This window comes from Neoroseomonas oryzicola (assembly GCF_012163135.1).
GTDB classification, from domain to species: Bacteria; Pseudomonadota; Alphaproteobacteria; order Acetobacterales; family Acetobacteraceae; genus Neoroseomonas; species Neoroseomonas oryzicola.
The window spans coordinates 104,194-125,258 of record NZ_JAAVUP010000011.1 but is presented as its reverse complement, the minus strand read 5'-3'; the positions used below and the strand labels follow the sequence as shown (position 1 = coordinate 125,258).

At 71.6% G+C, this 21,065-nt stretch carries 19 protein-coding genes; 10 read left to right on the top strand and 9 right to left on the bottom strand.

Going from position 1 to position 21,065, the window contains the following annotated elements; translation table 11 throughout:
• Window positions 1-223: 223 nt before the first annotated feature.
• The 4 genes from GWK15_RS22090 to GWK15_RS22075 form a co-directional block, all read right to left on the bottom strand.
• Window positions 224-1,330 (bottom strand): alanine racemase, encoded by a 1,107-nt coding sequence (locus tag GWK15_RS22090; protein WP_168043566.1) that lies wholly within the window; start codon window positions 1,328-1,330, stop codon window positions 224-226.
• Window positions 1,331-1,338: 8 nt separating this feature from the next.
• Entirely contained in the window at window positions 1,339-1,797 is a 459-nt protein-coding gene (locus GWK15_RS22085) for a hypothetical protein (RefSeq protein WP_168043565.1), read from the bottom strand.
• 64 nt (window positions 1,798-1,861) lie between these two features.
• Window positions 1,862-3,367: a M81 family metallopeptidase gene (locus tag GWK15_RS22080; RefSeq protein ID WP_168043564.1), complete on the bottom strand. Its 1,506-nt coding sequence runs from the start codon at window positions 3,365-3,367 to the stop codon at window positions 1,862-1,864.
• Window positions 3,367-4,491: a pyridoxal-phosphate dependent enzyme gene (locus GWK15_RS22075; RefSeq protein ID WP_168043563.1), complete on the bottom strand. Its 1,125-nt coding sequence runs from the start codon at window positions 4,489-4,491 to the stop codon at window positions 3,367-3,369. Before GWK15_RS22075 ends, GWK15_RS22080 begins: the two co-directional genes overlap by 1 nt.
• Before the next feature lie 51 nt (window positions 4,492-4,542).
• Here GWK15_RS22075 and GWK15_RS22070 point away from each other — a divergent pair, with 51 nt between their 5' ends.
• Together GWK15_RS22070 and GWK15_RS22065 are read left to right on the top strand one after the other, a co-directional pair.
• Complete coding sequence (locus tag GWK15_RS22070) at window positions 4,543-5,649, top strand: M20/M25/M40 family metallo-hydrolase (RefSeq protein ID WP_168043562.1); 1,107 nt, start codon at window positions 4,543-4,545, stop codon at window positions 5,647-5,649.
• A 68-nt stretch (window positions 5,650-5,717) separates the two neighbouring features.
• The gene (locus tag GWK15_RS22065; RefSeq protein WP_168043561.1) at window positions 5,718-6,812 is read left to right on the top strand and encodes a malate/lactate/ureidoglycolate dehydrogenase; all 1,095 of its coding nucleotides are present in this window, start codon (window positions 5,718-5,720) and stop codon (window positions 6,810-6,812) included.
• On the opposite strand, the gene GWK15_RS22060 is transcribed toward GWK15_RS22065, so the two are convergent.
• A complete protein-coding gene (locus tag GWK15_RS22060; protein ID WP_168043560.1) occupies window positions 6,809-8,668 on the bottom strand; it encodes an ABC transporter ATP-binding protein/permease in 1,860 nt (619 codons plus the stop codon). The genes GWK15_RS22065 and GWK15_RS22060 overlap by 4 nt on opposite strands.
• A 140-nt stretch (window positions 8,669-8,808) precedes the next feature.
• Here GWK15_RS22060 and GWK15_RS22055 point away from each other — a divergent pair, with 140 nt between their 5' ends.
• From GWK15_RS22055 to GWK15_RS22025, 7 genes are all read left to right on the top strand, one after another.
• A complete protein-coding gene (locus GWK15_RS22055; protein ID WP_168043559.1) occupies window positions 8,809-9,708 on the top strand; it encodes a TauD/TfdA dioxygenase family protein in 900 nt (299 codons plus the stop codon).
• Window positions 9,708-10,493, top strand: coding sequence for a fumarylacetoacetate hydrolase family protein (locus tag GWK15_RS22050; RefSeq protein ID WP_168043558.1), 786 nt, complete (start codon window positions 9,708-9,710; stop codon window positions 10,491-10,493). The genes GWK15_RS22055 and GWK15_RS22050 overlap by 1 nt, the downstream gene beginning before the upstream one ends.
• A gap of 4 nt (window positions 10,494-10,497) precedes the next feature.
• Complete coding sequence (locus GWK15_RS22045; protein WP_168043557.1) at window positions 10,498-11,580, top strand: Ldh family oxidoreductase; 1,083 nt, start codon at window positions 10,498-10,500, stop codon at window positions 11,578-11,580.
• A gap of 105 nt (window positions 11,581-11,685) precedes the next feature.
• A complete protein-coding gene (locus GWK15_RS22040; protein WP_168043556.1) occupies window positions 11,686-12,876 on the top strand; it encodes a cell surface protein in 1,191 nt (396 codons plus the stop codon).
• Window positions 12,869-13,804 carry a DUF6384 family protein gene (locus GWK15_RS22035; RefSeq protein ID WP_168043555.1) on the top strand — a complete coding sequence of 312 codons (936 nt, stop codon included), beginning with the start codon at window positions 12,869-12,871 and terminating at the stop codon, window positions 13,802-13,804. The genes GWK15_RS22040 and GWK15_RS22035 overlap by 8 nt, the downstream gene beginning before the upstream one ends.
• Window positions 13,798-15,345: a coiled-coil domain-containing protein gene (locus tag GWK15_RS22030; RefSeq protein WP_168043554.1), complete on the top strand. Its 1,548-nt coding sequence runs from the start codon at window positions 13,798-13,800 to the stop codon at window positions 15,343-15,345. Before GWK15_RS22035 ends, GWK15_RS22030 begins: the two co-directional genes overlap by 7 nt.
• Window positions 15,346-15,412: 67 nt before the next feature.
• The gene (locus GWK15_RS22025; RefSeq protein WP_168043553.1) at window positions 15,413-16,456 is read left to right on the top strand and encodes an amino acid ABC transporter substrate-binding protein; all 1,044 of its coding nucleotides are present in this window, start codon (window positions 15,413-15,415) and stop codon (window positions 16,454-16,456) included.
• Window positions 16,457-16,528: 72 nt separating this feature from the next.
• Here GWK15_RS22025 and GWK15_RS22020 read toward each other — a convergent pair whose 3' ends face one another.
• From GWK15_RS22020 to GWK15_RS22005, 4 genes are all read right to left on the bottom strand, one after another.
• Window positions 16,529-17,299 carry an SDR family NAD(P)-dependent oxidoreductase gene (locus GWK15_RS22020; protein ID WP_168043552.1) on the bottom strand — a complete coding sequence of 257 codons (771 nt, stop codon included), beginning with the start codon at window positions 17,297-17,299 and terminating at the stop codon, window positions 16,529-16,531.
• Window positions 17,299-18,255: a D-2-hydroxyacid dehydrogenase gene (locus GWK15_RS22015; RefSeq protein ID WP_168043551.1), complete on the bottom strand. Its 957-nt coding sequence runs from the start codon at window positions 18,253-18,255 to the stop codon at window positions 17,299-17,301. The genes GWK15_RS22020 and GWK15_RS22015 overlap by 1 nt, the downstream gene beginning before the upstream one ends.
• Window positions 18,256-18,311: 56 nt before the next feature.
• Complete coding sequence (locus GWK15_RS22010; protein WP_168043550.1) at window positions 18,312-19,076, bottom strand: Crp/Fnr family transcriptional regulator; 765 nt, start codon at window positions 19,074-19,076, stop codon at window positions 18,312-18,314.
• 259 nt (window positions 19,077-19,335) lie between these two features.
• The gene (locus GWK15_RS22005; protein WP_168043549.1) at window positions 19,336-20,085 is read right to left on the bottom strand and encodes a class I SAM-dependent methyltransferase; all 750 of its coding nucleotides are present in this window, start codon (window positions 20,083-20,085) and stop codon (window positions 19,336-19,338) included.
• A 43-nt stretch (window positions 20,086-20,128) separates the two neighbouring features.
• Between GWK15_RS22005 and mutM the strand changes: the two genes are divergently transcribed.
• A complete protein-coding gene (gene mutM, locus GWK15_RS22000) occupies window positions 20,129-21,025 on the top strand; it encodes a bifunctional DNA-formamidopyrimidine glycosylase/DNA-(apurinic or apyrimidinic site) lyase (protein ID WP_168043548.1) in 897 nt (298 codons plus the stop codon).
• The last annotated feature ends 40 nt before the right edge of the window (window positions 21,026-21,065 follow it).

Below are 21,065 nucleotides of genomic sequence, written 5' to 3'. Positions count from 1 at the left end.
GCGAAGGCCGCCGTGTTCGACACCCACGGCGCGAGGGGAAGGCCCCCCCCCGGGCGGGCGGCGAGGAGGCGCGCGGTGAGGGCGAACCCGCCCGCCGCCACCGCGGCGGCGGCCAAGGCATAGGTTCCGATGCGGATCGGCATGGGGCGGGACTCCGGTCGCGTTCTGCTCGCCCCACCCTACCGCCGGGGCGGTTAACGTCCGGTTGCCCGCCCGCGGGCTGTCACCAGCCGTTCACGCGGTCCCACACGGCGATCACCTCCCGCCCGCCTTCGACGACGTAGTAGCGGTCATGGGCCGCCACCGTCAGGCAGGTGTGGTTGGGCGCGATGCGGACCAGCGCGCCGATCGGCAGGCGATCGAAGGGCAGCGGGCCGTCGCCGCGCACCTCGCCATGTTCCTGATGGGTGCGGGCCACGATGGCGTCGCCGAAGGAAGGCTTGCCGTCGGCATCGAGCATCAGCCCGAAGCCGTAGTCCTTCGGCGCCTTTTCCGTGCTGCGGTCCTTCGACAGCGCGATGGCGCCCGCATCGACCAGCACCGCGTTGCGGTCCGGCTTGCGGCCGGTCACGGCGGCCAGGACGGTAACCGCGATGTCGCCCATCCCATGGGTGCCGATCTGGCCCTGGAACAGGTCGCCGAACATGTAGACGCCGGCGCGGACGTCGGTGATGCCCGACATGTCCTTGCCGTAGAGCGCGGTGGGTGAGGAGCCGAGCGAGACGACGTCGACCTTGGCCCCCATGGCGCGCAGGCGGTCGGCGGCGGTCACCGCGCCGCGATGCTCGGCCTCGGCGACATTCTCCATGCCCGCCTGGCTGCGTTCGGCATAGGAATGCCCGGCATGGGTCATCACCCCGGCGCAGCGCGCGCCGAGCCGGCCGCCGATCTCGGCCAGCAGGTTGCCGTCGGGCGTCACGCCGCCGCGGCCCTCGCCGCAATCGACCTCGATCAGCGCCCGCAGCGGGCCGGGATGCGCGGCGATGGCCGAGGCGACATCCGCATCGTCGGTGATGACCTTCACGTCGGCGCCCTGCGCGTTCAGCGCCGCGATGGCGTCGAGCTTCGCCGGCGTGATGCCGACGGCATAGATCTGGTCATGGAAGCCGCCGCCGGCGAAGTAGCGCGCCTCGGCAACCGTGCTGACGGTGATCGGCCCCTTGCCCGGCGCGGCCAGGTCCGCGACCGCGATCGACTTCGCCGTCTTCATGTGCGGGCGCAGCTTCAGCCCCGGATGCCGCGCCACCGCGGCGGCCATATGGGCCAGGTTGCGCTTGAGGATACCCAGGTCGAGGACGAGGCAGGGCGTCGGCAGGTCGTCAAGGGTCATGCGAAGGTTCACCAGCGGGAGGCGACGGAGAGTTCGATCAGCGTCTCGGCGACTTCGGCGCCGCCGTCCACGCGCCGCAGGCCGATATCGGCATAGGGCGTCTGCCAGCGGGCGAGCGTCGCGCCGGCGCCCTGCATGGTGTCGAGCGTCGTTGCGTTTGGCAGGCAGCCGCCGACCTCCCGCTGCAGGGTGCCGAAGCGCTCCCGCACCACATTCGCCTGCACGGGGCCGTTCTGGCGGTACATCACCGCGACGATCACACCGCGCGGCTCGCCGTCCGGCCGCTGCACGACCCCATGCCGCTCGTCGATCGAGCCGGGGATGAGGTGGCGCCCGGGCGGCAGCCAGTCGAAGCGGGACTGCGCCGCCGAGACGACCTGGTTCAGCGCCTCGCAGAAGGCGGGGGTGGCCGAGGCCTCGAAGGGCACGGCGGCAAGCAGCGTCAGGGCCAGGAGGTGGCGGCGCACGATACGTCTCCGGATCGGAAGGATCGCCACGCTCGCAAGGCACGGGGCGCGGCGCAAGGCCCGGTCAGGGCCAATGCGCCTCCGGGTCGATCGGGAGCACCGGGCGCGGCAGGTCCTTCCAGGGGAAGCGCGACAGCACGGGGGAGGTGAGGCCGGGGCAATCCACCTCGACGATCTGTTCGTGGCGGAAGAACTCGTCGAAGCCGCCGCGGAAATGGCCGCGGGACTTCACGACGATGCAGCGCGCCTTGCCGATGTCGAGGCCGAGATGCTCGAAGAAGACCGGGTCGGCGCATTGCGCGCGGCCCTCGACGACGACGACCGACAGCCCGCTGATCTGCAGCCAGACGGTGCGGCCGAGCGTCATCGCCGTGCCGGCATAGATGCCGCGCCGGCCGGTGACGTTGCCGTCGGAGACGGCGCGGACCACGGCCTCGGCCGCGAAGGGACGGCGGAAGGGATCGTCGGGGGTGCTGTCGCGGTTGAAGCGCGCGGTGAAGCGCGCGCCCACGCCGAGGCCATGCGCCTCGATCGCCAGCGGCGCGTCGAGCATCATGCCGATCAGCGCGCCCTCGACGCCCGCCTTGTGGAAGGCCTCGAGGATCCAGGTCGTGTTGCCGTGGCCGCCGCCGCCGGGATTGTCGGCGACATCGGCGAAGGCGAGCGGGGTCGGGCTGTCCTTCGCCAGCCGCACCGCGTCCTCGAGCGACGTGAGGTTGGCGACGAAGCGATGGCGCCGATCCCAGGCGGCGTTCGCGAGGGTGTCCGCCAGCGCCTCGGCCGCCGCAGCATCGGTCGCGGTGACGATCACCGCCATGCCGTTGAAGGGCGTGTCGCCATAGGCGAAGCCGCCCATCACCGAGACATTCGCGATGCGCGCATCCTTCGCGGCGAGCGCCTGGCCGAGGTCGATCACCTCCGCATAGGGCCCCTGCGCCGTGAGCTGCGAGACGGTGGGGGCGACGATCGGCAGGCGGCGGAAGGCACGCACGAAGCGTTCGCCCTTCAGCAGTCGGCGGAGCAGTTGCGCGCTCTCCGCGCCGCGCTCGCGCATGTCGAGATGCGGATTGGTGCGGTAGCCGACGAAGGCATCGGTCGTCGCGACCATGCGGTCCGAGACATTGGCGTGCAGGTCGTAGGAGCAGACCAGCGGGATGTCGCCCAGGATCTCCCGGATCAGCGCCTGCAGCGTGCCCTCGGGGTCGAGATCCACGGTCGTCAGCCCGGCGCCGTGCATGACGCAATAGACGCCGTCGACCTGGCCCTTCGCCGCCTCGAGCCCGCGGCGCCAGATCGCCATCATCTCGGTGAAGAAGCCGGCATCGACCGGGCCGTTCGGCTCGGCCATGGCGAGCAGGATCGGCAACGGCTGCCACGGCCCAGCGGCGTCCATGTCGGCGACGAAGCCGGGCATCTCGGCGAGCGCGCGCGGCGCGGCGCTGCGCGCATCCGCGACGATGGCCGCGCCTTCGAGGTAGCAGCGGCTGGTGAAATCCGCCTTCGTCGCCGGCGCGGCGAAGCGGTTGCACTCGATGGAAAAGCCCAGCAGGGCGATGCGCGGGCCGGCCATCAGACCGCCACCCCGAGCAGCTCCGCGATGCGCGGGGTGGATTTCAGCCCCGTGCCGGTCAGCACGACGACCGTCGTCTCGTCGGCGCGGATGGTCCCGGCCTCGAGCAGCCGCGCGAAGGCCGCCGCCGCCTGGGCGCAGGTCGGCTCGACATAGATGCCGGTGCGGGCGAGGTCGAGCGTCGCGGCCGCGATCTCCTCCTCGCTCAGCATCACCGCGCCGCCGCCGGTCTCGCTCAGGACTTGGTTGACCTCCATGGTCCGCAGCGGCTGCGCGATGGCGGTGCCCTCGGCGATGGTCGGCTGCGCGGCGACCGGCGCCTGCCCGAGGAAAGCGCGCGCGATCGGCGCGCAATTCGCCGGCTGGGCGGCGAAGATGCGCGGGCTGCGCGCGATCTCGCCGGCGCGGACCAGTTCCGCGAAGCCGATCCCGCAGCCGAGCACGTTCGACCCCGCCCCACAGGGCACGATCACGTTGTCCGGGGCGGTGAAGCCGAGGTCTTCCCACAGCTCATAGGCGAGCGTCTTGGTGCCGTGCAGGAAGAAGGGGTGCCAGTTGTGGCTGGCGTAGAAGATGCGCTCGGATTCCGCGAGCGCGGCATCGGCGCAATCCTGCCGGCTGCCCGGAATCAGCTGGATCGTCGCCCCCGAGGCGCGCGACTGCACCGTCTTGGCCGGCGAGGTGCTGGCGGGAACGAAGATCGTCGCCTTCATCCCGCCTGCGGCGGCATAGGCGGACACGGCCGCGCCGCCATTGCCCGAGGAATCCTCCAGCACATCCGTCACCCCCTGCGCGCGCAGCAGGGAGAGCATCACGCTCGCGCCGCGGTCCTTGAAGGATCCGGTCGGCATGAACCATTCGCATTTCAGCAGCGCCGAGGCACCGCCGATCACCCGCGGGACGAGCGGCGTGCACCCCTCCCCCATGCTGATCGGATCCTCCGGCACGAAGGGAAGTGCTGCGCCGTAGCGCCACAGCGAGCGTTCCTCCGTGCGGATCGCGTCGCGCGTGATGCCAGGCAGCGGCGTCAGCAGCAGCGGGGCCCGGTCGTCGCCGCACCAGCGCGGCGTCGCGAGCGGATAGGTGCGCCCCGTGCGGGGGTCGAGGTAGGCGATCTCGGTCATGGCGCGGGAGCCTCGCTTGCCCGCGCCCGTCCGGCAAGGGATGCTGCGGCCATGTCCGACGATGCCGATGCCGTCCTGAGCCTGGCCGCCGATCTCGTGGCGATCGACAGCCGTTCCTCCGTCTCGAACATTCCTGTCGCGGACCGGCTCGAAGCCGCCCTGCCGGGCTTCGACATCGAACGGCTGGATTACAGGGACGCGAACGGCGTGGCCAAGCGCGTGCTGGTCGCCCATCGCGGGCCGAAGGGCGGCTATGCGCTGTCCGGCCACATGGACACGGTGCCGGAGACGAGCTGGACCGACCCGCCCTGGACGCCGCGCGTGATCGACGGCGTGCTCCACGGCCTCGGTTCGGTCGACATGAAGGGGCCGGTCGCGTCCTGCGTCGTCGCCGCGCGGGGCATGCCCTCGGGCGTTCCGGTCACGCTGCTGCTGACGACCGACGAGGAGACATCGAAGCAGGGCGCGCGGGCGATCGCTGCCTCCGATGCCGCGCGGGCGCTCGGGCTGAAGGGCATCGTGGTGGCGGAACCGACCGGCCTGGGGCCGGTGCGCGGACATCGCAGCCACATCGAATACACGGCGGTGGCGACGGGGGTGCAGGCGCATTCCTCGACCGGCCAGGGCGTGAACGCGAACTGGGCGCTGATCCCCTTCCTCGCGGAGATGAAGGCGATCTTCGAGCGGCTGCGCCACGACCCCGCCTTCCACGATGCGGCCTACGACCCGCCCTTCTCCGACTTCAACCTGGTCGTCGACAACCACGGCACGGCGGTGAACGTGACGGTCGCCAAGGCCACCGCGCGCATCAAGTTCCGCCGCAGCCGCAGCATCGACTATTCGGGCATCGAGGCCGCGGTGCAGGACGCCGCCCGCCACGCCGGCGTCACGCTGACCGAGAAGCGCGAAGGCACGCCGCCGGAACTGCCGGTCGACCACCCGCTGGTGCGCCTCGGCGCCGAGGTGACCGGCCAGGCGCCGCGCACCGCGCCCTACGGCACGGATGCCAGCGAGTTGCAGGACCTCGCGCCTTGTCTGGTGCTCGGCCCTGGCGGGATCGGCACCGCGCATACGCCGAGGGAATGCGTCGCGGTGGCGGACCTCGTCGCGGCGGTGCCGCTGTTCCGGCGCATCCTGGCGGCCGGCGCACAGGGCTGACCCGCCCCGGCTGGACCGTCCGCACGCGCGGGGCCAATGTCGCGCCTCCCCAAGGAGGAACGCACCCGATGGCCGAAGCGCCCGCCGACCAGCTCCGCATCCCCACCCCCGCGCTGACCGCGCTGGTGAGCGACATTTTCGTCGCCGCCGGCTGCGACGCGGCGGAATCGGGGCGCATCGCGACGCACCTGGTCGGCGCCAATCTCGCCGGGCATGACAGCCATGGCGTGGTGCGCGTGCCCCGCTACGTCGAATGGCTCGAGGCCGGCTTCGTGGTGAAGGGCCAGGACGCCGAGGTGGTGACCGATGGCGGCGCCTTCGCCGTGCTCGACGGCAAGTGGGGCTTCGGCCAGACGGTGGCGCCGCAGGCGGTCGCCCTCGGCATCGCACGCGCGCAGCAGCACGGCGTCTGCGTCACCGCGCTGCGCAATGCGGGGCATATCGGCCGCGTCGGCGATTATGCCGAACAGGCGATCGCGGCGGGGCTGATCTCCATCCATTTCGTCAACGTCGCGGGGTCGGTGCTTGTCGCGCCCTTCGGCGGCGTGGAGCGGCGCTTCTCGACCAACCCGGTCTCGATCGGCGTGCCGCTGCCGGGCAAGCCGCTGGTGCTCGACTTCGCGACATCGCTGGTCGCGGAGGGCAAGGTGCTGGTCGCCTCCTCGGGCGGGAAGAAGCTGCCGGAAGGCGCGCTGATCGAACCCGACGGGCGGCTCTCGACCGATCCGCACACGCTGTACGGCCCCTACGAGGCGGTCGGGCCGCGCAATCCGTCGAACGGCAAGGGCGCCATCCGCGCCTTCGGCGAGCACAAGGGCTCGGGCCTCGCCTTCATGTGCGAGATGCTGGCCGGCTGCCTGACCGCCGGCGGCACCTCCGGCCCGGTGAACGAGCGCGGGCGCATCGCCAACGGCATGCTCTCTGTCTTCATCTCGCCCAAGCATTTCGGCACCCAGGCGGAATTCGAGCGCATGGGCCTCGTCTATGCCGACTGGATCGCGGAAACCCAGCCCGCGAATCCGGCCGAGCCCGTGCTGCTGCCCGGCGACCCCGAGAACCAGCGCCGCGCGGACCGCACCGCCCATGGCGTGCCGCTGCCGGCCGAGACCTGGTCGAACATCCTCGCCACCGCGACGCGGCTCGGGGTGAAGAGCCCGGTCTAGTACTGCCGGCGCTGCTCGTAGCCACGGCGCAGCCAATCCACCAAGGGCAGCGGGCGGCGCCGTGGCGCGCGGGCCGCCTCGCGCCGCGCATGGATCTCGCGCAGCAGGACCTCGCCACCGGGCAGGCGGCGCAGCGTCAGGCGCCGCGTGAAGCGTTCCGCCGGACCTGGATGGCGGCCGAGCACCAGCAGCCCCGCCTCCGGCAGTTCGGAGACGAGCAGCGCGATCATGTCGTCCGCCTCATCCGCCTCGAGCGCCGAGGTCGTATCCCCCAGCAGCACCCAGCGCGGCTTCTGCAGCATCAGCCGCGCGAAGGCGACGCGCTGCAACTCCACGATGCCGAGGATGCCCTCCCAATCCGCGGCCTCCTCGACCCGTTCGGCAAGGGAGCCGAGGCCGACCGCGACCAAGGCACGCTCCACGGCCTCGCGCGGATGGTCCGCGGCGGCATCGGGGAAGACGATCGCGTCGTGCAGCGGGCCGGAGGGCAGGTGCGGCCGCTCGCCCACCGTCGCGATCGCCTGGTCCGGCGGCAGGTCGACGATGCCGCGGCCCCACGGCCAGATGCCGGCGAGCACGCGGAACAGCGACTGCGCGGCGCCGGGATCGCCATCGACCAGCACGCGCTCCCCCGGCGCGACATGCAGGGTGATGTCGCTCAGGATCGCGGTGCCGTCCGGTTCCGCCACGCACAGCCCCCGCGCGCCCAGCCCCTGCACGCCGGTGCGGTCGAGCATGATGGCGTCCGGCCCTTCGCGCGCCGCCTCCGCCGCGACGACGCGGATGCCGTCCTCGAGCGCCAGCACGCGCTCGACCGAGGCGCGCCATTCGGCGATGCGCTGGAGGTTGTCGACGGGCCAGGAGAGTGCGGCCGTCACCTGCTGGAAGGCCTGCGCCGTCTGCATGAGCATCCCGAGGGTGATGGCCCCCTCGATGAAGCGCGGGGTCGCGACGAGGATCGGGAAGACTGGCGCCAAAGCGATATAGCCGGCGGAGAAGCCGGTCAGCCGGGCCAGGCCCTGGGTCTGCGCCGCCCAGGTCGGGCCGATCCCGTCGAACAGCGTCGCGATGCGCTGGCGTTCCCGGCCCTCGCCGCGCGCCAGGGCGATCGGCTCGGCGGTCTCCCGCGCGCGGACCAGGCCGAAGCGGAAATCGGCCTCCCGCGTCTGGCGATGATCGGTCGCGCGCACCAGCGGCCGGCCGAGCAGGAAGGCCACCACCGAACCGAGCGCCGCGAAGCCGACCGAGAGCACGACCATGTGACCGGGCACGGCGACGCCGAACACCTCGACCCAGCCCGACAGGCTCCAGAGCACGCCGATGAAGGCGACCAGCAGCAGCGTCGCATAGAGCAGCGTATGCGCGAGGTCGACGGCGTATTCCGTGGAGATGCGGATGTCCTCGGCGATGCGGCCATCCGGGTTGTCATGGTCGCCCGGGATCTGCGCGACCTGGTAGTGGCGCGCATCCAGCATCCAGTCGCCCACGACGCGCTGCGTCAGCCATTCGCGCCAGGCGAGGTTCACCCGCCGGCGCGCCACCATGTGCAGCGCATTGGCGAGGACGGCGCCGGCGACGATCAGGGCGAAGATCTCGATCTGCGTGACGAAGCGGTCCATCGAGCGCCGTTCCAGCGCATCGAAGAGGTCAGCACTCCAGAGGTTCAGCCGAATCGCGAGCGCAACCTGCCCGGCGCAGAGCAGCGCCATGGCGGCCGTCCAGAAGCGCGCATACCAGCGCCGCGGGCCGCGCAGCCAGAACCCGCCGGCCAGCCGCAGGAAATCGCGGAAGAAGGCCGACTGGTGGGCGATCTCCGGCGCCTGGGGCGTCGCGGTGGTCACGGTCGGGGGCGGCATCGGGGCTCCTGGTCTCGCGCCAGACTGGCCCCGCTGACGGGCGGTTCCAAGCCCGGCGTGGATTGTCGCCCCTGCGGTCGCGGCGTAGCCTCCATCACCGCGGGTTGCCGCAGAGGCCCGAACGCTAGGGAAGACGCGCGATGCTCACCATCCGGCCGACCGGCGGCGTCCTCGGCGCCAGCGTGACCGGCGCCGATCTTTCGAGGTCCCTTTCGGCACCCGATTTCGCAGTGATCCTTCGGGCCCTCGGCGAAAATGGCGTGCTGTGCTTCCCGGGCCAACTGCTCGAAGCCGCGGCGCTGCGCGACTTCTCGCTGCGCTTCGGGTCGATCCAGACCTCGGTGACGGGGAAGTTCCAGGACCCCACGGTACCAGAGGTCGGGATCCTGTCCAACATCGTCGAGAACGGGCAGCCGATCGGCCTCGCGGATGCGGGGCAGGACTGGCACACGGACATGTCCTATCGCGACACGATGGGCTTCGTGAACGTGCTGAACGCGCACAAGGTGCCGCGACGCGACGGGAAGGCGCTGGGATCGACCGTCTTCGCCAACATGCACGCGGCCTATGACGCGCTGGATCCCGGGCTGAAGCGCCGGCTCGAGAACGCGACGGCGACCCACGACTTCAACAAGTTCTGGGACATGATGGTCAAGCGCGGCACCAGCGGCCGCCAGCCACTGACGCCCGAACAGCGCGCCAAGCGCCCGCCTTCCGTGCACCCCGTCTTCCTCATCCATCCTATCACCGGGCGGAAGGTGCTCTACTGCAATCCCGGCTACGCGGTGCGGATCAACGAACTGGACGAGGCCGAGAGCGACCGCGTGCTGGAAGCCCTGTTCGAGCACCAGTTGCAGCCGCGCTTCCTGCACACCCATGTCTGGACCGAGGGCGACCTGTTGATCTGGGACAACATCGGCACGCTGCACAACGCCATTCCGGACTATGGCCCGAACGAGCACCGGCTGATGAAGCGCTGCCAGGTGATGGCGGACAAGGTCTTCCAGCCCGACTTCGTCCGCCAGGCGCTTGCCGCCTGATGCGCTGGATCCGTTTCTCGGCCGGGGGCCGCACCGCCTACGGCATCCTCGAAGGCGACCGCATCGCCGAGGTCGCCGGCGATCCCTTCCGCGGCTATGAGGCGACGCCGCGGCGGCATGACCTTGCCGCGGTGAAGATCGAGGTGCCGGTCATTCCGCCCACCTTCTACGCAGCAGGGCTGAACTACGTGGAGCACGTGAAGGAAGGCGCGGCCCGGCGCGGCGAGGTGCCGAACATCCCGGCCAAGCCCGACATGGGCTACCGCGCGGCCAATGCGCTGATCGCGCATGGCGAGACCGTCGTCATCCCCGCCGACGCCACCGAGAAGGTGCATTACGAGGGCGAGCTCGTCGCCGTCGTCGGCCGCAAGGCGAAGCACCTGACGGAGGAGGACGCCCTCTCCTGCCTGCTCGGCTGGACCATCGGCAACGATGTCAGCGAGCGCACCTGGCAGAAATCCGACCGCACCTTCTGGCGATCCAAGAACACCGACACCTTCAAGCCGATGGGCCCCTGGGTCGAGACGGATCTCGACCTCGACGCCGCGGAGACCATCGTGCGCCTGAACGGGGAGGTGCGGACCCGCTTCGCGACCAACCACATGCTGTTCGGCGTGGCTCGGTTCATCGCCACCATGACGCGCAACATCACGCTGCATCCGGGCGACGTGATCTGGATGGGCACGGACGGCGTCTCGCCGGACCTGAAGCATGGCGACGTGGTGGACATCGAGATCACCGGCATCGGCCACCTGACCAACCCCTTCATCCGCGAAGGCGCCTGACACCGTGAACGTTCCGCATGAGCGCGTGCGCGCGCAGATCGAGGCCATCCTGCAATCCTGGGGCATGGCGCCCGACCTGCTGCAGACGACCGTCGAGGCGATGATCGAGACCGACCTGCTCGGCGTCGACAGCCACGGCATCTCGATGCTGATGACCTATGAGAAGCGCTACCGCGACGGCTCGTTGAAGCTGCAGGCGCGGCCGCGCATCGAGAAGCAGACCGCCTGCACCGCCCTGGTAGATGGCGGCGCGGGGCTGGGGCATCCGGTCTCGGCCTTCGCGATGAACCTCGCGGTGGACAAGGCGAAGGATGCCGGCGTTGGCATCGTCGGCGTGCGCAACTCGCACCATTTCGGCGCGGCGGGCGTCTATGCGCGCATCGCCGCGCGGCGCGGGGCGATCGGCATGGTCACCTCGGCGACGCGTGGCGTGACCATGGTGCCGACGCGTGGCGCGGCCCCGGTGCTCGGCACCAACCCCCTCGCCTTCGCGGCGCCGGCGAAGCGGCATCCGCCCTTCGTGCTGGACATGGCGACGACGACGACCGCGGCCGGCAAGGTGAAGGTCTACGACCTCAACGACCGGCAACTGCCGGCGGGCTGGGTGCTGGACGCGAAGGGCCAGCCGGTGACCGACGCGAAAGAGGGCTTCGACATCGTGTTCAACCGGCCGGATGGGGGGCTCTCGCCGCTCGGCGGCACGGCGGAGATGGCGAGCGCCAAGGGCTACGGGCTCGCCATGATGGTGCACATCCTGGGCGGCACGCTGGTCGGCTCCTCCTTCTCGCCCATCCGCAACCGCACCCAGAAGCCCGGCGATCCCGACGACATCGGGCATTTCTTCATGGCGATCGACCCCAACGCCTTCCGCCCGCCCGGCGCCTTCGAGGACGACCTCGACGCTGTGATCGACGTGCTGCACGCCACCCCGGCAGCCGATCCGGCGAAGCCGGTGCTGGTCGCAGGCGATCCGGAGGAGGCCGAGCGACGGCGCCGCCTCGCCGAGGGGATCCCCATCCCGGCCTCCCTCGACACGCTGATCCGCGGCATTTGCGAAAGATCAGGCGCCGCCTATCTCCTCGGATGACGGCGCACCCGCCGACGTGATCGTCCCGGCTGTGACATGAGCGGCTGACTCCCGCCCGTCCGCCGCGCTATGAGTGCGCCCGGAACCCGCCAGGAGACCGACAGGATGAGCGAGACCGCCGTCACCGTGCAGCCCATGCGCTACCTCGACAAGGCGATGGGCGCGCTGCGCGACCTCGGCCTGCCCGTCCCGACCCAGAATGCCGAGGAGACGCCGATCACCGGCCTGCTCTCCAAGATCATGGAGGTCGATGCCGACCGGGTCACGCTCATCGCCCGCGTGCTGAACCAGGCCTCGAACTTCAACGAGGTGGTGCGCGAGCAGATCAAGGCCATGGAGGTCGGCGAGCGCTACGAGACCATCACCAACGCCTTCAATTCCATCCGCGACGATGCGCGCGGCATGGTCGCGCAGATGGAGGACGGCCGCATCTCCACCATGGAGCGGCTGTCGAACATCTGGCAGAAGGCGACGCGCGGCGACATCGCCTCGCGCTTCAACAAGATCCGCGACACCTATCTCGAGGTCTCCAAGGACACCAAGGAGAACATCGACCGCGAGCACGCCATCCTCGAGGCCTATCGCGACTTCCGCGGCGCGCTGAAGCAGGCCGAGGTGCTGGCGCTCGAGGTGCTGAAGTCGGCCGAGGGCCGGCTGAACGCCGCCAAGGTCGCGACCGACGCCGCGGTGAAGGCCGCCGAGGGCGCGGCGAACATGGAACCCGCCGAGCGCGCCAAGCTGGAACTCGCGCGCGACGAGGCGCTGCGCCACCTGCAGGGCGAGGACGGCAAGTACCAGATCGCCAAGGACCTCGCGGACAACCTGACCGTCTCCTACAACACCTCCGAGGTCATCATGGCCCGGCTGGTGCAGATCACGACGGCCAAGGAACGCGTCTACCAGCAGTCCGTCTCCTTCTTCTCGACCAACGAGGCGGTGCTGACGGCGCTGACCGCCTCCTTCACCGGCATGCACGGGCTGCACGAGAGCACCCGCACGCTGGAAGGCATGAAGGCCGGCGTGAACCAGTCCCTGGAAGTGCTGGCCGAGATCGGCGGCAAGGTGCAGGAAGCCGCGCTGCGCGCCGGCTACGGCCCGACCATCCAGGCCGATGCCGTCAAGAAGCTGGTGGAATCGGTGGTGAACTACCAGGAGCGCTCGATCGAGATCATCGACGAGATGCGCACCGCCGCCACCCAGAACAGCGAGGAGATCCGCCGCTCGGTCGAGGACGCGAAGCAGCGCATGGCGAAGCTGACCCAGCGCGCCTCGGCGGTCGCCGCGACGAATGCCTGAGGCCCGCGCGGGCGCGCCCGCGCTCGACGAGACCATGATGGCGATGGACGTGGTGGACACGATCCGCCACGCCGAACGTCTGGTCGAGCGCGAACTCTCCGGCGAGGAGCGCCAGACGCGCCTGCGCGACCGCCTGCGCGAGATCTACGCGTCCCAGGGCATCGAGGTCTCGGACGCGGTGCTCGACCAGGGCATCGCGGCCCTCGAGGAACAACGCTTCGCCTATACTCCGAAGGGCGCCGGCTGGCGGCGCAGCCTCGCGGTCGCCTGGGCGACGCGGGGGCGTTGGGGCAAGGCGGCGCTGGCCGGCCTCGGCGTGCTCGTCATCGGCTGGGGCATCTGGCATTTCACGGTGGTGGCCCCGCGCCAGCGCGAAGCGGCCGCCGTCACGCGCGAATTGCAGCAGGACCTGCCGCGCGCGCTGCGCGCCGAATACGACCGGGTGATGGCCGGCACGCAGGACGCCGCCGCGCGCGCCGAGGCCCAGCGCCTGCTGGCGGAGGGCGAGGCCGCCGCCCGCGCCGGCCACCTGGCCGAGGCACGCGCCCGCCGCGCCGCGCTGATCGAACTCACCGATCGCCTGGCCGCCGCCTACACCGTGCGCATCGTCAACCGGCCGGGCGAACCCTCCGCCGTCTGGCGCGTGCCGGCGTCCAACCCGCGCGCGCGCAACTACTACCTGATCGTCGAGGCGGTGGACCGCAACGGCCGCCCCGTCGAGGTTCCCGTCACCAGCGAGGAGGACAGTCGCACCGCGCGCACCGCCCGCTGGGGCCTGCGCGTCAGCGAAGCGGAATTCGAACGCGTCCGCCAGGACAAGCTCGCCGACGGCATCATCGACCAGCCGGTGATCGGCCAGAAGGCCGCCGGCACGCTCGACACGCAGTGGACGGTGCAGACCACCGGGGGAGCGATCCTGTCATGGTGAACGGCGCCGTCGTCCTGCAGGAGATGGATGCGCGCCTGGCCGAGGCGCAGCACGAGGCCTCCGCCGCGCAGACCGAGGCCGACCGCCTCGCCGCGCGCCGCGACGGCCTGCGTGCCGAGGAAGCCGCCGCGCTGCGCGACCTCGCCCGGCTCCGCCTGCTCGAGATCGCGGACGGCAAGGCGGCACTCGATGCCCTCGATGCCGCCGGGACGCGCGTGCAGGAAAGCCTGCGCCAGCGCGCGGCGGGGCTCGATGAGGCGCAGCGCGCCGTGCTCGACGCGCGCGATGCGCTGACCGCCGCCGAGGCCGCGCGCGATGCGGAGGCCCAGCGCCTCGCCGCCGCGCAGGAGGCCGAGGCCCAGGCGCTGCGCGAGGCCGACGCCAAGGCCGCCGCCGATGCCGAGTTCCAGCGCCTGTCCACCGCCGCGGAGGAAGCCGAGCGCATCGCCCAGCACGCCGAGCAGAAGGCCTCCTTCGCCGGGCGCGACTTCGAGGAGAAGGGCGCGCCCTATCGCGCCGATCCGCTCTTCGCCTATCTCTGGGACCGCGGCTACGGCACGGCGCGCTATCGCGCCTTCCCGCTGGTGCGCATGGTCGACGACTGGGTCGCGCGGCTGATCGAATTCGAACCGGCGCGGCGGTCCTATGCGTTGCTCTCCGACCTGCCGGGCCAGATGCAGGACCATGCGAAGCGGATGCGCGCGGCGGCCGAGGCCGCGGTGCGCGCCATGATCGAGCGCCGCCGCGCCATCGCCGGGCTGGACGAGGCGACCAAGCCTTCCGCCGCCGCGCTGCAGGCGGCCGAGGAGAAGGTCGACGCCGCCCGCGCCGCGCTCGCCGCCGCGGAAGGCAAGCGCAGCGCGCTCGCATCGGGCGAGGACCCGGCCTCCCAGGAAGCGGTCCGCGCGCTCGAGGCCGCGATCGGCGCCCGCTCCCTCCGCACGCTGCGCGAGGAAGCGGCGCGCACGCCGACGCGCGACGACGATGCGATCGTCGCGCGGCTCGAGATCACGGCGGCCGAGCGCGGGCGGCTCGAATCCGCCCTCGCCGACGCGCAGGCGCAGGCCGAGGGCGCGCGCCGGCGCCTCGCCGAACTGCAGGCCCTGCGCCAGGACATGCGCAGCCGCGGCGTGGAGCGCCACGAATGGGGCTTCACCAGCGGCGCCCTGGTCGGCGCGCTGATCGCGGAGGTGCTGCGCGGCGCGCTCTCCCGCGACGATTTCTGGGGCCGCATGGAACGCCAGCGCCTGCCGGGATCGATGCGCGGCACCGCCCAGCCTGGCCCCTGGGGCAAGGCGCCGCCCGGACCCTGGGGCCGCCCCGCGCCCGGCCCCTGGGCCGGCGAGCAGAATGGCGGCGGCTGGTGGGGCGGCGGCAAGGGCGGGGGCGGATGGGATGCGCCGTCCAAGCCCTGGCCCGGCGGTGGTGGTGGCGGTTCGAAGGATCCCGGGGGCTGGAGCGACGGCGGCTCCTCCGGCGACTTCAGGACCGGCGGCAAGAGCGATTCCGGCGGCGGCTTCCGCACCGGCGGTTCCTTCTAGCCGGCGGGTTGCCGGCCGGCGGCAGGCGGGCGACGATCCCGGCAGAACCGGGAGCCAAGAGCCAGCCATGACAACGCCGATCCTCCGCCACGCCGCCGCGGCCGTGATGCTCGCCACCGGCGCGCTGATGCCGGCCCTCGCCGCCGCGCAGGGCGTCCAGCCCGGCCCGACCCTCGCCTCGGTGCGGTCGAAGGGCATGCTCGATTGCAGCGCGAATCAGGGCTCGCCCGGCTTCGGCGTGCCAGACAGCCGCGGCGAGCAGCGCGGCCTCGACCCCGACATCTGCCGCGCCGTCGCCGCCGCCGTGCTCGGCGATGCCTCCCGCGTGCGCTGGCACGTGCTGACCAGCCAGGCGCGTATCCCCGCGCTGCAATCAGGCCAGGTCGACATGGTCGCCCGCACCTTCACCTGGACCCATTCGCGCGAGGTGAATGCCGGCCTGCAGTTCGGCCCGACGGTCTTCTACGACGGCCAGGGTTTCATCGTGCGTCGGTCGACCGGCCTCACGCGCGCTTCGCAGCTCGACGGCGCGACGGTGTGCGCCACGGCGGGTTCGACCAACGAGCTCAACCTCGCCGACTGGGCGCGCACCAACAACATCCGCGTCCAGCCGCTGGTCTTCGAGAGCAACGAGGACACGCGCAAGGCCTACACCGCCGGCCGCTGCGACGCCTACACGCTCGACGCCAGCCAGCTTGCCGCCTTCCGGACCTCGCTGCCCGCCGGCGAGCACATCATCCTGCCCGACATCATCAGCAAGGAACCGCTGACGCCGGCCGTCCGCAAGGGCGACCCGCAGTGGTTCGACATCATGCGCTGGACCATCTACGCGCTGATCCTCGCCGAGGAACTCGGCATCACCCAGGCCAATGTCGACCAGATGCTGCAGAGCCCGAACCCCGAGGTCCGGCGCCTGCTGGGCGAGGCCGGGGACACCGGGCCGGCCATGAGTCTCGACCGTCGCTGGGCCTACAACGCCATCAAGGCGGTGGGGAACTACGGCGAGATCTTCGAGCGGCACCTCGGGCCGAACTCGCCCATCGGGCTCGAGCGCGGGCTGAACCGGCTGTGGAATCAGGGCGGGCTGATGTACGCGCCGCCCATGCGCTGAACATGACCGGAGGGGCCTTGCCCCTCCGGACCTCCCCACCAAAGGCCGAAAGGCCTTTGGAAACCGTCACTTTCAGTAGAGTGAATAACCGCCGTCCACCACCAGGCAGTCGCCCGTGTGGTAGGTCGACGCATCGCTCGCGAGATAGACCGCGAGGCCGCCGAAATCCGCACCCGTCCCCCAGCGGCGCGCGGGAATGCGCGGCAGGACCGCACCGGCGAATTTCTCGTCGCCCACGCTGCGCGCGGTCATCGCCGTCTCGATCCAGCCGGGCAGCACCGCATTCGCCCGGATGCCATGCCGGGCGAGTTCCACCGCCAGCGCCCGGATCACCGCGACCATCGCGCCCTTGGTCGCCGCATATTGCGTGTTGCGCGCGGCCCCCTCGATCGCCGCGAGCGAGGCCGTGCCGACCAGCGACCCGCCCCCGCCACGTTCCACCATGTGCCGCGCCGCCGCGCGCAGCGTGTAGAAGGCGCCGTCGAGGTTCACCCGCGTGACGCGATGCCACTCCGCGCTGTCGAGCTCGACGAACTTCCCCTTCCGCCCATAGGTGCCGGCATTGGCGAAGCAGGCATCGACGCGCCCCAGCGTGGCGAGCGTGGCGGCGAAGGCGCGATCCACGGCGGCCTCGTCGCCGACGTCGCAGATCTCGGCATGCACGCGCACGCCGGTCGCGGACAGCGCGGCGACCGCCTCGGCGTTCTTCGCAGCGTTGGTGCCCCAGATCGCGACATCGGCGCCGGCCTCGGCCAACGCCTGCGCCATGCCGAGCCCGATGCCCGAATTGCCCCCGGTGACGAGGGCGACCTTCCCCGCAAGGTCGAAGGGACGATAGGCCATCAGTAGCCGGCCTCCCGGTCCACCAGCTGCGACAGCGGGCGGCCGTCGACGAAGCGCTGCAGGTTCTCGACCAGCAGGGCGGCGACCATCTCGTCGCGCTGCGGATGCAGGCCGCCGATATGCGGCAGCACCATGATCTTCTCCTCGCCCCAGAACGGATGGTTCGACGGCAGCGGCTCGGTGCGGAAGACGTCGAGGACGGCGCCCGCGATCGTCCCCTCGCGTACCGCGGCGATCAGGTCCTCGTCGCGGATCAGCGCGCCGCGGCCGAAATTCAGCAGCCAGGCGGTCTTCTGCATCTTCGCCAGGCGCGCGGCGTTCATGAAGTTCTCGGTCTCGGGCGTCGCCGGCAGCAGCAGGACGACGAAATCGCTCTGCGCCAGCACATCGTCCGTGCCCTCGGGGCCGAAGACCTGCGCGACATGCGGCACCTCGGCCATGCCGCGCTTGGTGCCGACGACCCGCATCTCGAGCGCGGCGGCCTTGCGCGCCAGCTCCGCCCCGATGGCGCCGAGGCCGAGGATGCCGAGCGTCTTGCCTGCCAGTGTCGACGACACCCGCCGCGTCCAGCGCTGCGCCGCATTGTCCGCGGCGATCGCCGCATAGGGCTTGGTGATGTGGAACAGCGCGCCGAGGATGTTCTCGGGCATCTGCACCCGATGCGTGCCGCGCGCGCAGGACAGCGGCAGGTCCTCGCGCAGGTCGGCGCGCGCCAGCCAATGCTCCACGCCCGCCGTCAGCGCCTGGACGAAGCGCAGCTTCGGCATGCGGTCCAGCGTGCCCGGCGGCGGCCCCCAGGACAGCAATGCGGCCGCCTCGGCCAGCATCGCCTCGTCCGGCGTTCCGGCGCGCGGCACGATCTCCACGCGCAGCCGGTCGCCCAGCCCCGCCGCGGCGATCGCGCGCGCATAGGGCTCCGCCCCGTCGGTCCACAGCAGCACGAGCGGCTTCGTCATGGCATTCCCTCCATCGCTGCCGCGGATGCTGCGGCAGCGATGGCAGGGCGTCCAGGTCAGGCGGCGGGGGCGCGCAGCTCCGCGGCGACCAGGCTCTGGATCTCGGCGACGCGCAGGATGCGGATGGCGCGGCGGTCGCGCGCCAGCCAGCCCTCGCGCGTCATCTCCGACAATTCGCGCGAGACGACTTCACGCCGCGCCCCGATGCGCGCGGCGAGTTCATGATGCGGCGGCGGCGGGGAGACGACGCGTTCCCCCGGCGCCCCGGTGCGCGGCCGCGACAGGCGCAGCAGTTCAGAGAACAGGCGCAGCCGCACCGGCAGCGCCTCCCGTTCCAGCGTGCGTTCCGTCTGCAGCCGCAGCTTGGACGCCAGCGTCCGCAGCAGCGCGTGGCAGGCGGCCGGATTGGCGAAGACGAAGTCGAGGAAGGCCTGCGCGGGGATGATGCAGAGCCGCGAGCGCGTCACCGCGCTGACATTCGCCGCGCGCGGTGCGCCGTCGATGGCCGCGAGCTCCCCGAAGAACTCGCCCGGGCCGAATTCGTTCAGCAGCACCTCGCGCCCCGAGGCGGCGCGCAGCTGCACGCGCACGGCGCCGGCGGCGACGAAGAAGATGTCGGTGGACGGCTCGTCCTCATCCACCACGACCTGGCCGGGTTCGACCGTGCGCCAGCGGGCGGCGGCGGACAGCTTCGTCAGGGACTCGGCGGCCGCCCCGCGGAAGAAGGCGATGTCGGACAGCGCGGGCGGGCGGGTGGTGTCAGCCATGCCGGGACGCAGCCAGACGAGGTGCGGGAAGACCGGATCCGGAACGGCTTGCATGGAACACCTCCATGCCGGCGCCCCGCGAGGGGCCCGGCGGGAGGGAGCCTGCCGCGATCGTTCCGGACGCGCGAGTGATGCGGATCACGTCCCCGACACGCGTCGCGACGGGGTGGCCGCCATCACTGCAACCCCAGGTTCCAGCCGTCCCGGTCCGGACAGTCACGGTGGCGAGCCTCCATGTTCCGCTGCGCGCGATGTCGATGTTGCACCGCGACGCATGGAGATGAAAGCCCGGTCATGACATGGACGGGCGCGGCTAGAGGCGCCAGCCCGTGTGGATCGCGACGATCCCACCCGACAGGTTGCGCACCTCGACCCGCTCCATCCCCGCCTCGCGCATCATGCCCGCCAGCGTCTCCTGGTCGGGGAACATGCGGATGCTCTCGGCGAGGTATTCGTAGGAATCGCGGTCCTGCGCCACGCGCGCGCCGATCTCGGGCAGCGCCTTGAAGGACCAGGCGTCGTAGAGCGGCACGAGGGCCGAGATCTCGAGGCGCGAGAACTCCAGGCAATGGAACCGCCCGCCGGGCCGCAGCACGCGCCGCGCCTCCCGCAGCACGGCGTCCTTGTCGGTGCAGTTGCGCAGGCCGAAGGCGATCGAGACCTTCTCCACGCTGCGGTCGGGCAGCGGGATGTGCTCGGCGTCGACGCACATGAAGGACAGGCCGGCCGCGAGGCCGCGGTCGAGCGCGCGCTTCTCGGCGACCTGCAGCATGGCGGGGTTCACGTCGGTGAGGATGACGCGCCCCGCCCCGCGCTCGAGCGCGAGGAAGGAGATGTCCCCCGTCCCGCCCGCGAGGTCGAGCAGCGTCTCCCGCGCCGAGCAGCCGATCGCGTTGACGAAGATGCGCTTCCAGATCCGGTGGATCCCGAGCGACATCAGGTCGTTCATGACGTCGTAGCGCGGGGCCACGCTTTCGAAGACCTCCCGCACCATCGAGGCCTTCTCGGCGCGGGGAACGGTGCGGTAGCCGAAATCGGCGGTGTCCTGGGGGCTGTCGCTCATCGTGGCGCCACCATAGCGTGGTGGCCGGAAATGGGGAGGGACCATGCCCGAACTGCCCGAGGTGGAGACGGTGATGCGCGGCCTGGCCGCCGTGCTGCAGGGCCACCGCATCGTCGAGGTCGATCTGCGCCGCGAGGGCCTGCGCTTTCCCTTCCCGCCCGGCTTGGCGCGACGGGTCGAGGGCCGGCGCGTGGTCTCGTTCCGCAGGCGGGCGAAATACATGCTGATGCGGCTCGACGGGGGCGAGAGCCTGCTGATCCACCTCGGCATGTCCGGGCGCATGGTGGCGCGGCGGGCCGGCGAGGCGGCTGTGCCGCGCCTCGGCCCGCAGGGCGCGGCCTCGGATGCGCGCGGCCACAACGCCCCGCCCGAGGCGCATGAGCACCTCGTCCTCGTCACCGACCATGGCTGGCGCGTCGGCTTCGTCGATCCGCGGCGCTTCGGCGCGGTGGACCTGGTCCCGACGGAGGCGGAGGAAGCGCACCGGCTGCTGTCCGGGCTGGGGCCGGAACCGCTCGACGACGCCTTCACCCCGGCGGTGCTGTCGGCGGCGCTCGCCGGCAAGCGCACGCCGATCAAGGCGGCGCTGCTCGACCAGACGGTCGTGGCGGGGCTGGGGAACATCTATGTGTGCGAGGCGCTGTTCCGCGCCGGCATCTCGCCGCGGCGGCTCGCCGACAGCTGCGCCGGGGTGCGCGCCGAGCGCCTGGTCCCCGCGATCAAGGCCGTGCTGGCCGAAAGCATCGGCGCCGGCGGGTCCTCCCTACGCGACTATGTCCGGGCCGATGGCGAGGTCGGCCGCTTCCAGGAACGCTTCGCGGTCTATGGCCGGGAGGACGAGCCCTGCCCCGATTGCCCCGGGGTGCCGCCCTGCCAGGGGATCCAGCGGATCGTGCAGGCCGGGCGGTCCACCTTCTTCTGCCCCAAGCGGCAGCGTTGAGGCGGCCGCGCCCCTGCGCTACGCACTGCCCACCGACATA

Bases quoted from the DNA above. Each gene is read 5' to 3' on its own strand.
- GWK15_RS22035 (WP_168043555.1), top strand. From the start codon at position 12,869: ATGCCTGAGGCCCGCGCGGGCGCGCCCGCGCTCGACGAGACCATGATG.
- GWK15_RS22060 (WP_168043560.1), bottom strand. From the start codon at position 8,668: ATGCCGCCCCCGACCGTGACCACCGCGACGCCCCAGGCGCCGGAGATC.
- GWK15_RS22055 (WP_168043559.1), top strand. From the start codon at position 8,809: ATGCTCACCATCCGGCCGACCGGCGGCGTCCTCGGCGCCAGCGTGACC.
- GWK15_RS22070 (WP_168043562.1), top strand. From the start codon at position 4,543: ATGTCCGACGATGCCGATGCCGTCCTGAGCCTGGCCGCCGATCTCGTG.
- GWK15_RS22040 (WP_168043556.1), top strand. From the start codon at position 11,686: ATGAGCGAGACCGCCGTCACCGTGCAGCCCATGCGCTACCTCGACAAG.
- mutM (WP_168043548.1), top strand. From the start codon at position 20,129: ATGCCCGAACTGCCCGAGGTGGAGACGGTGATGCGCGGCCTGGCCGCC.
- GWK15_RS22020 (WP_168043552.1), bottom strand. From the start codon at position 17,299: ATGGCCTATCGTCCCTTCGACCTTGCGGGGAAGGTCGCCCTCGTCACC.
- GWK15_RS22075 (WP_168043563.1), bottom strand. From the start codon at position 4,491: ATGACCGAGATCGCCTACCTCGACCCCCGCACGGGGCGCACCTATCCG.
- GWK15_RS22015 (WP_168043551.1), bottom strand. From the start codon at position 18,255: ATGACGAAGCCGCTCGTGCTGCTGTGGACCGACGGGGCGGAGCCCTAT.
- GWK15_RS22050 (WP_168043558.1), top strand. From the start codon at position 9,708: ATGCGCTGGATCCGTTTCTCGGCCGGGGGCCGCACCGCCTACGGCATC.
- GWK15_RS22080 (WP_168043564.1), bottom strand. From the start codon at position 3,367: ATGGCCGGCCCGCGCATCGCCCTGCTGGGCTTTTCCATCGAGTGCAAC.
- GWK15_RS22010 (WP_168043550.1), bottom strand. From the start codon at position 19,076: ATGCAAGCCGTTCCGGATCCGGTCTTCCCGCACCTCGTCTGGCTGCGT.
- GWK15_RS22090 (WP_168043566.1), bottom strand. From the start codon at position 1,330: ATGACCCTTGACGACCTGCCGACGCCCTGCCTCGTCCTCGACCTGGGT.
- GWK15_RS22005 (WP_168043549.1), bottom strand. From the start codon at position 20,085: ATGAGCGACAGCCCCCAGGACACCGCCGATTTCGGCTACCGCACCGTT.
- GWK15_RS22065 (WP_168043561.1), top strand. From the start codon at position 5,718: ATGGCCGAAGCGCCCGCCGACCAGCTCCGCATCCCCACCCCCGCGCTG.
- GWK15_RS22030 (WP_168043554.1), top strand. From the start codon at position 13,798: ATGGTGAACGGCGCCGTCGTCCTGCAGGAGATGGATGCGCGCCTGGCC.
- GWK15_RS22025 (WP_168043553.1), top strand. From the start codon at position 15,413: ATGACAACGCCGATCCTCCGCCACGCCGCCGCGGCCGTGATGCTCGCC.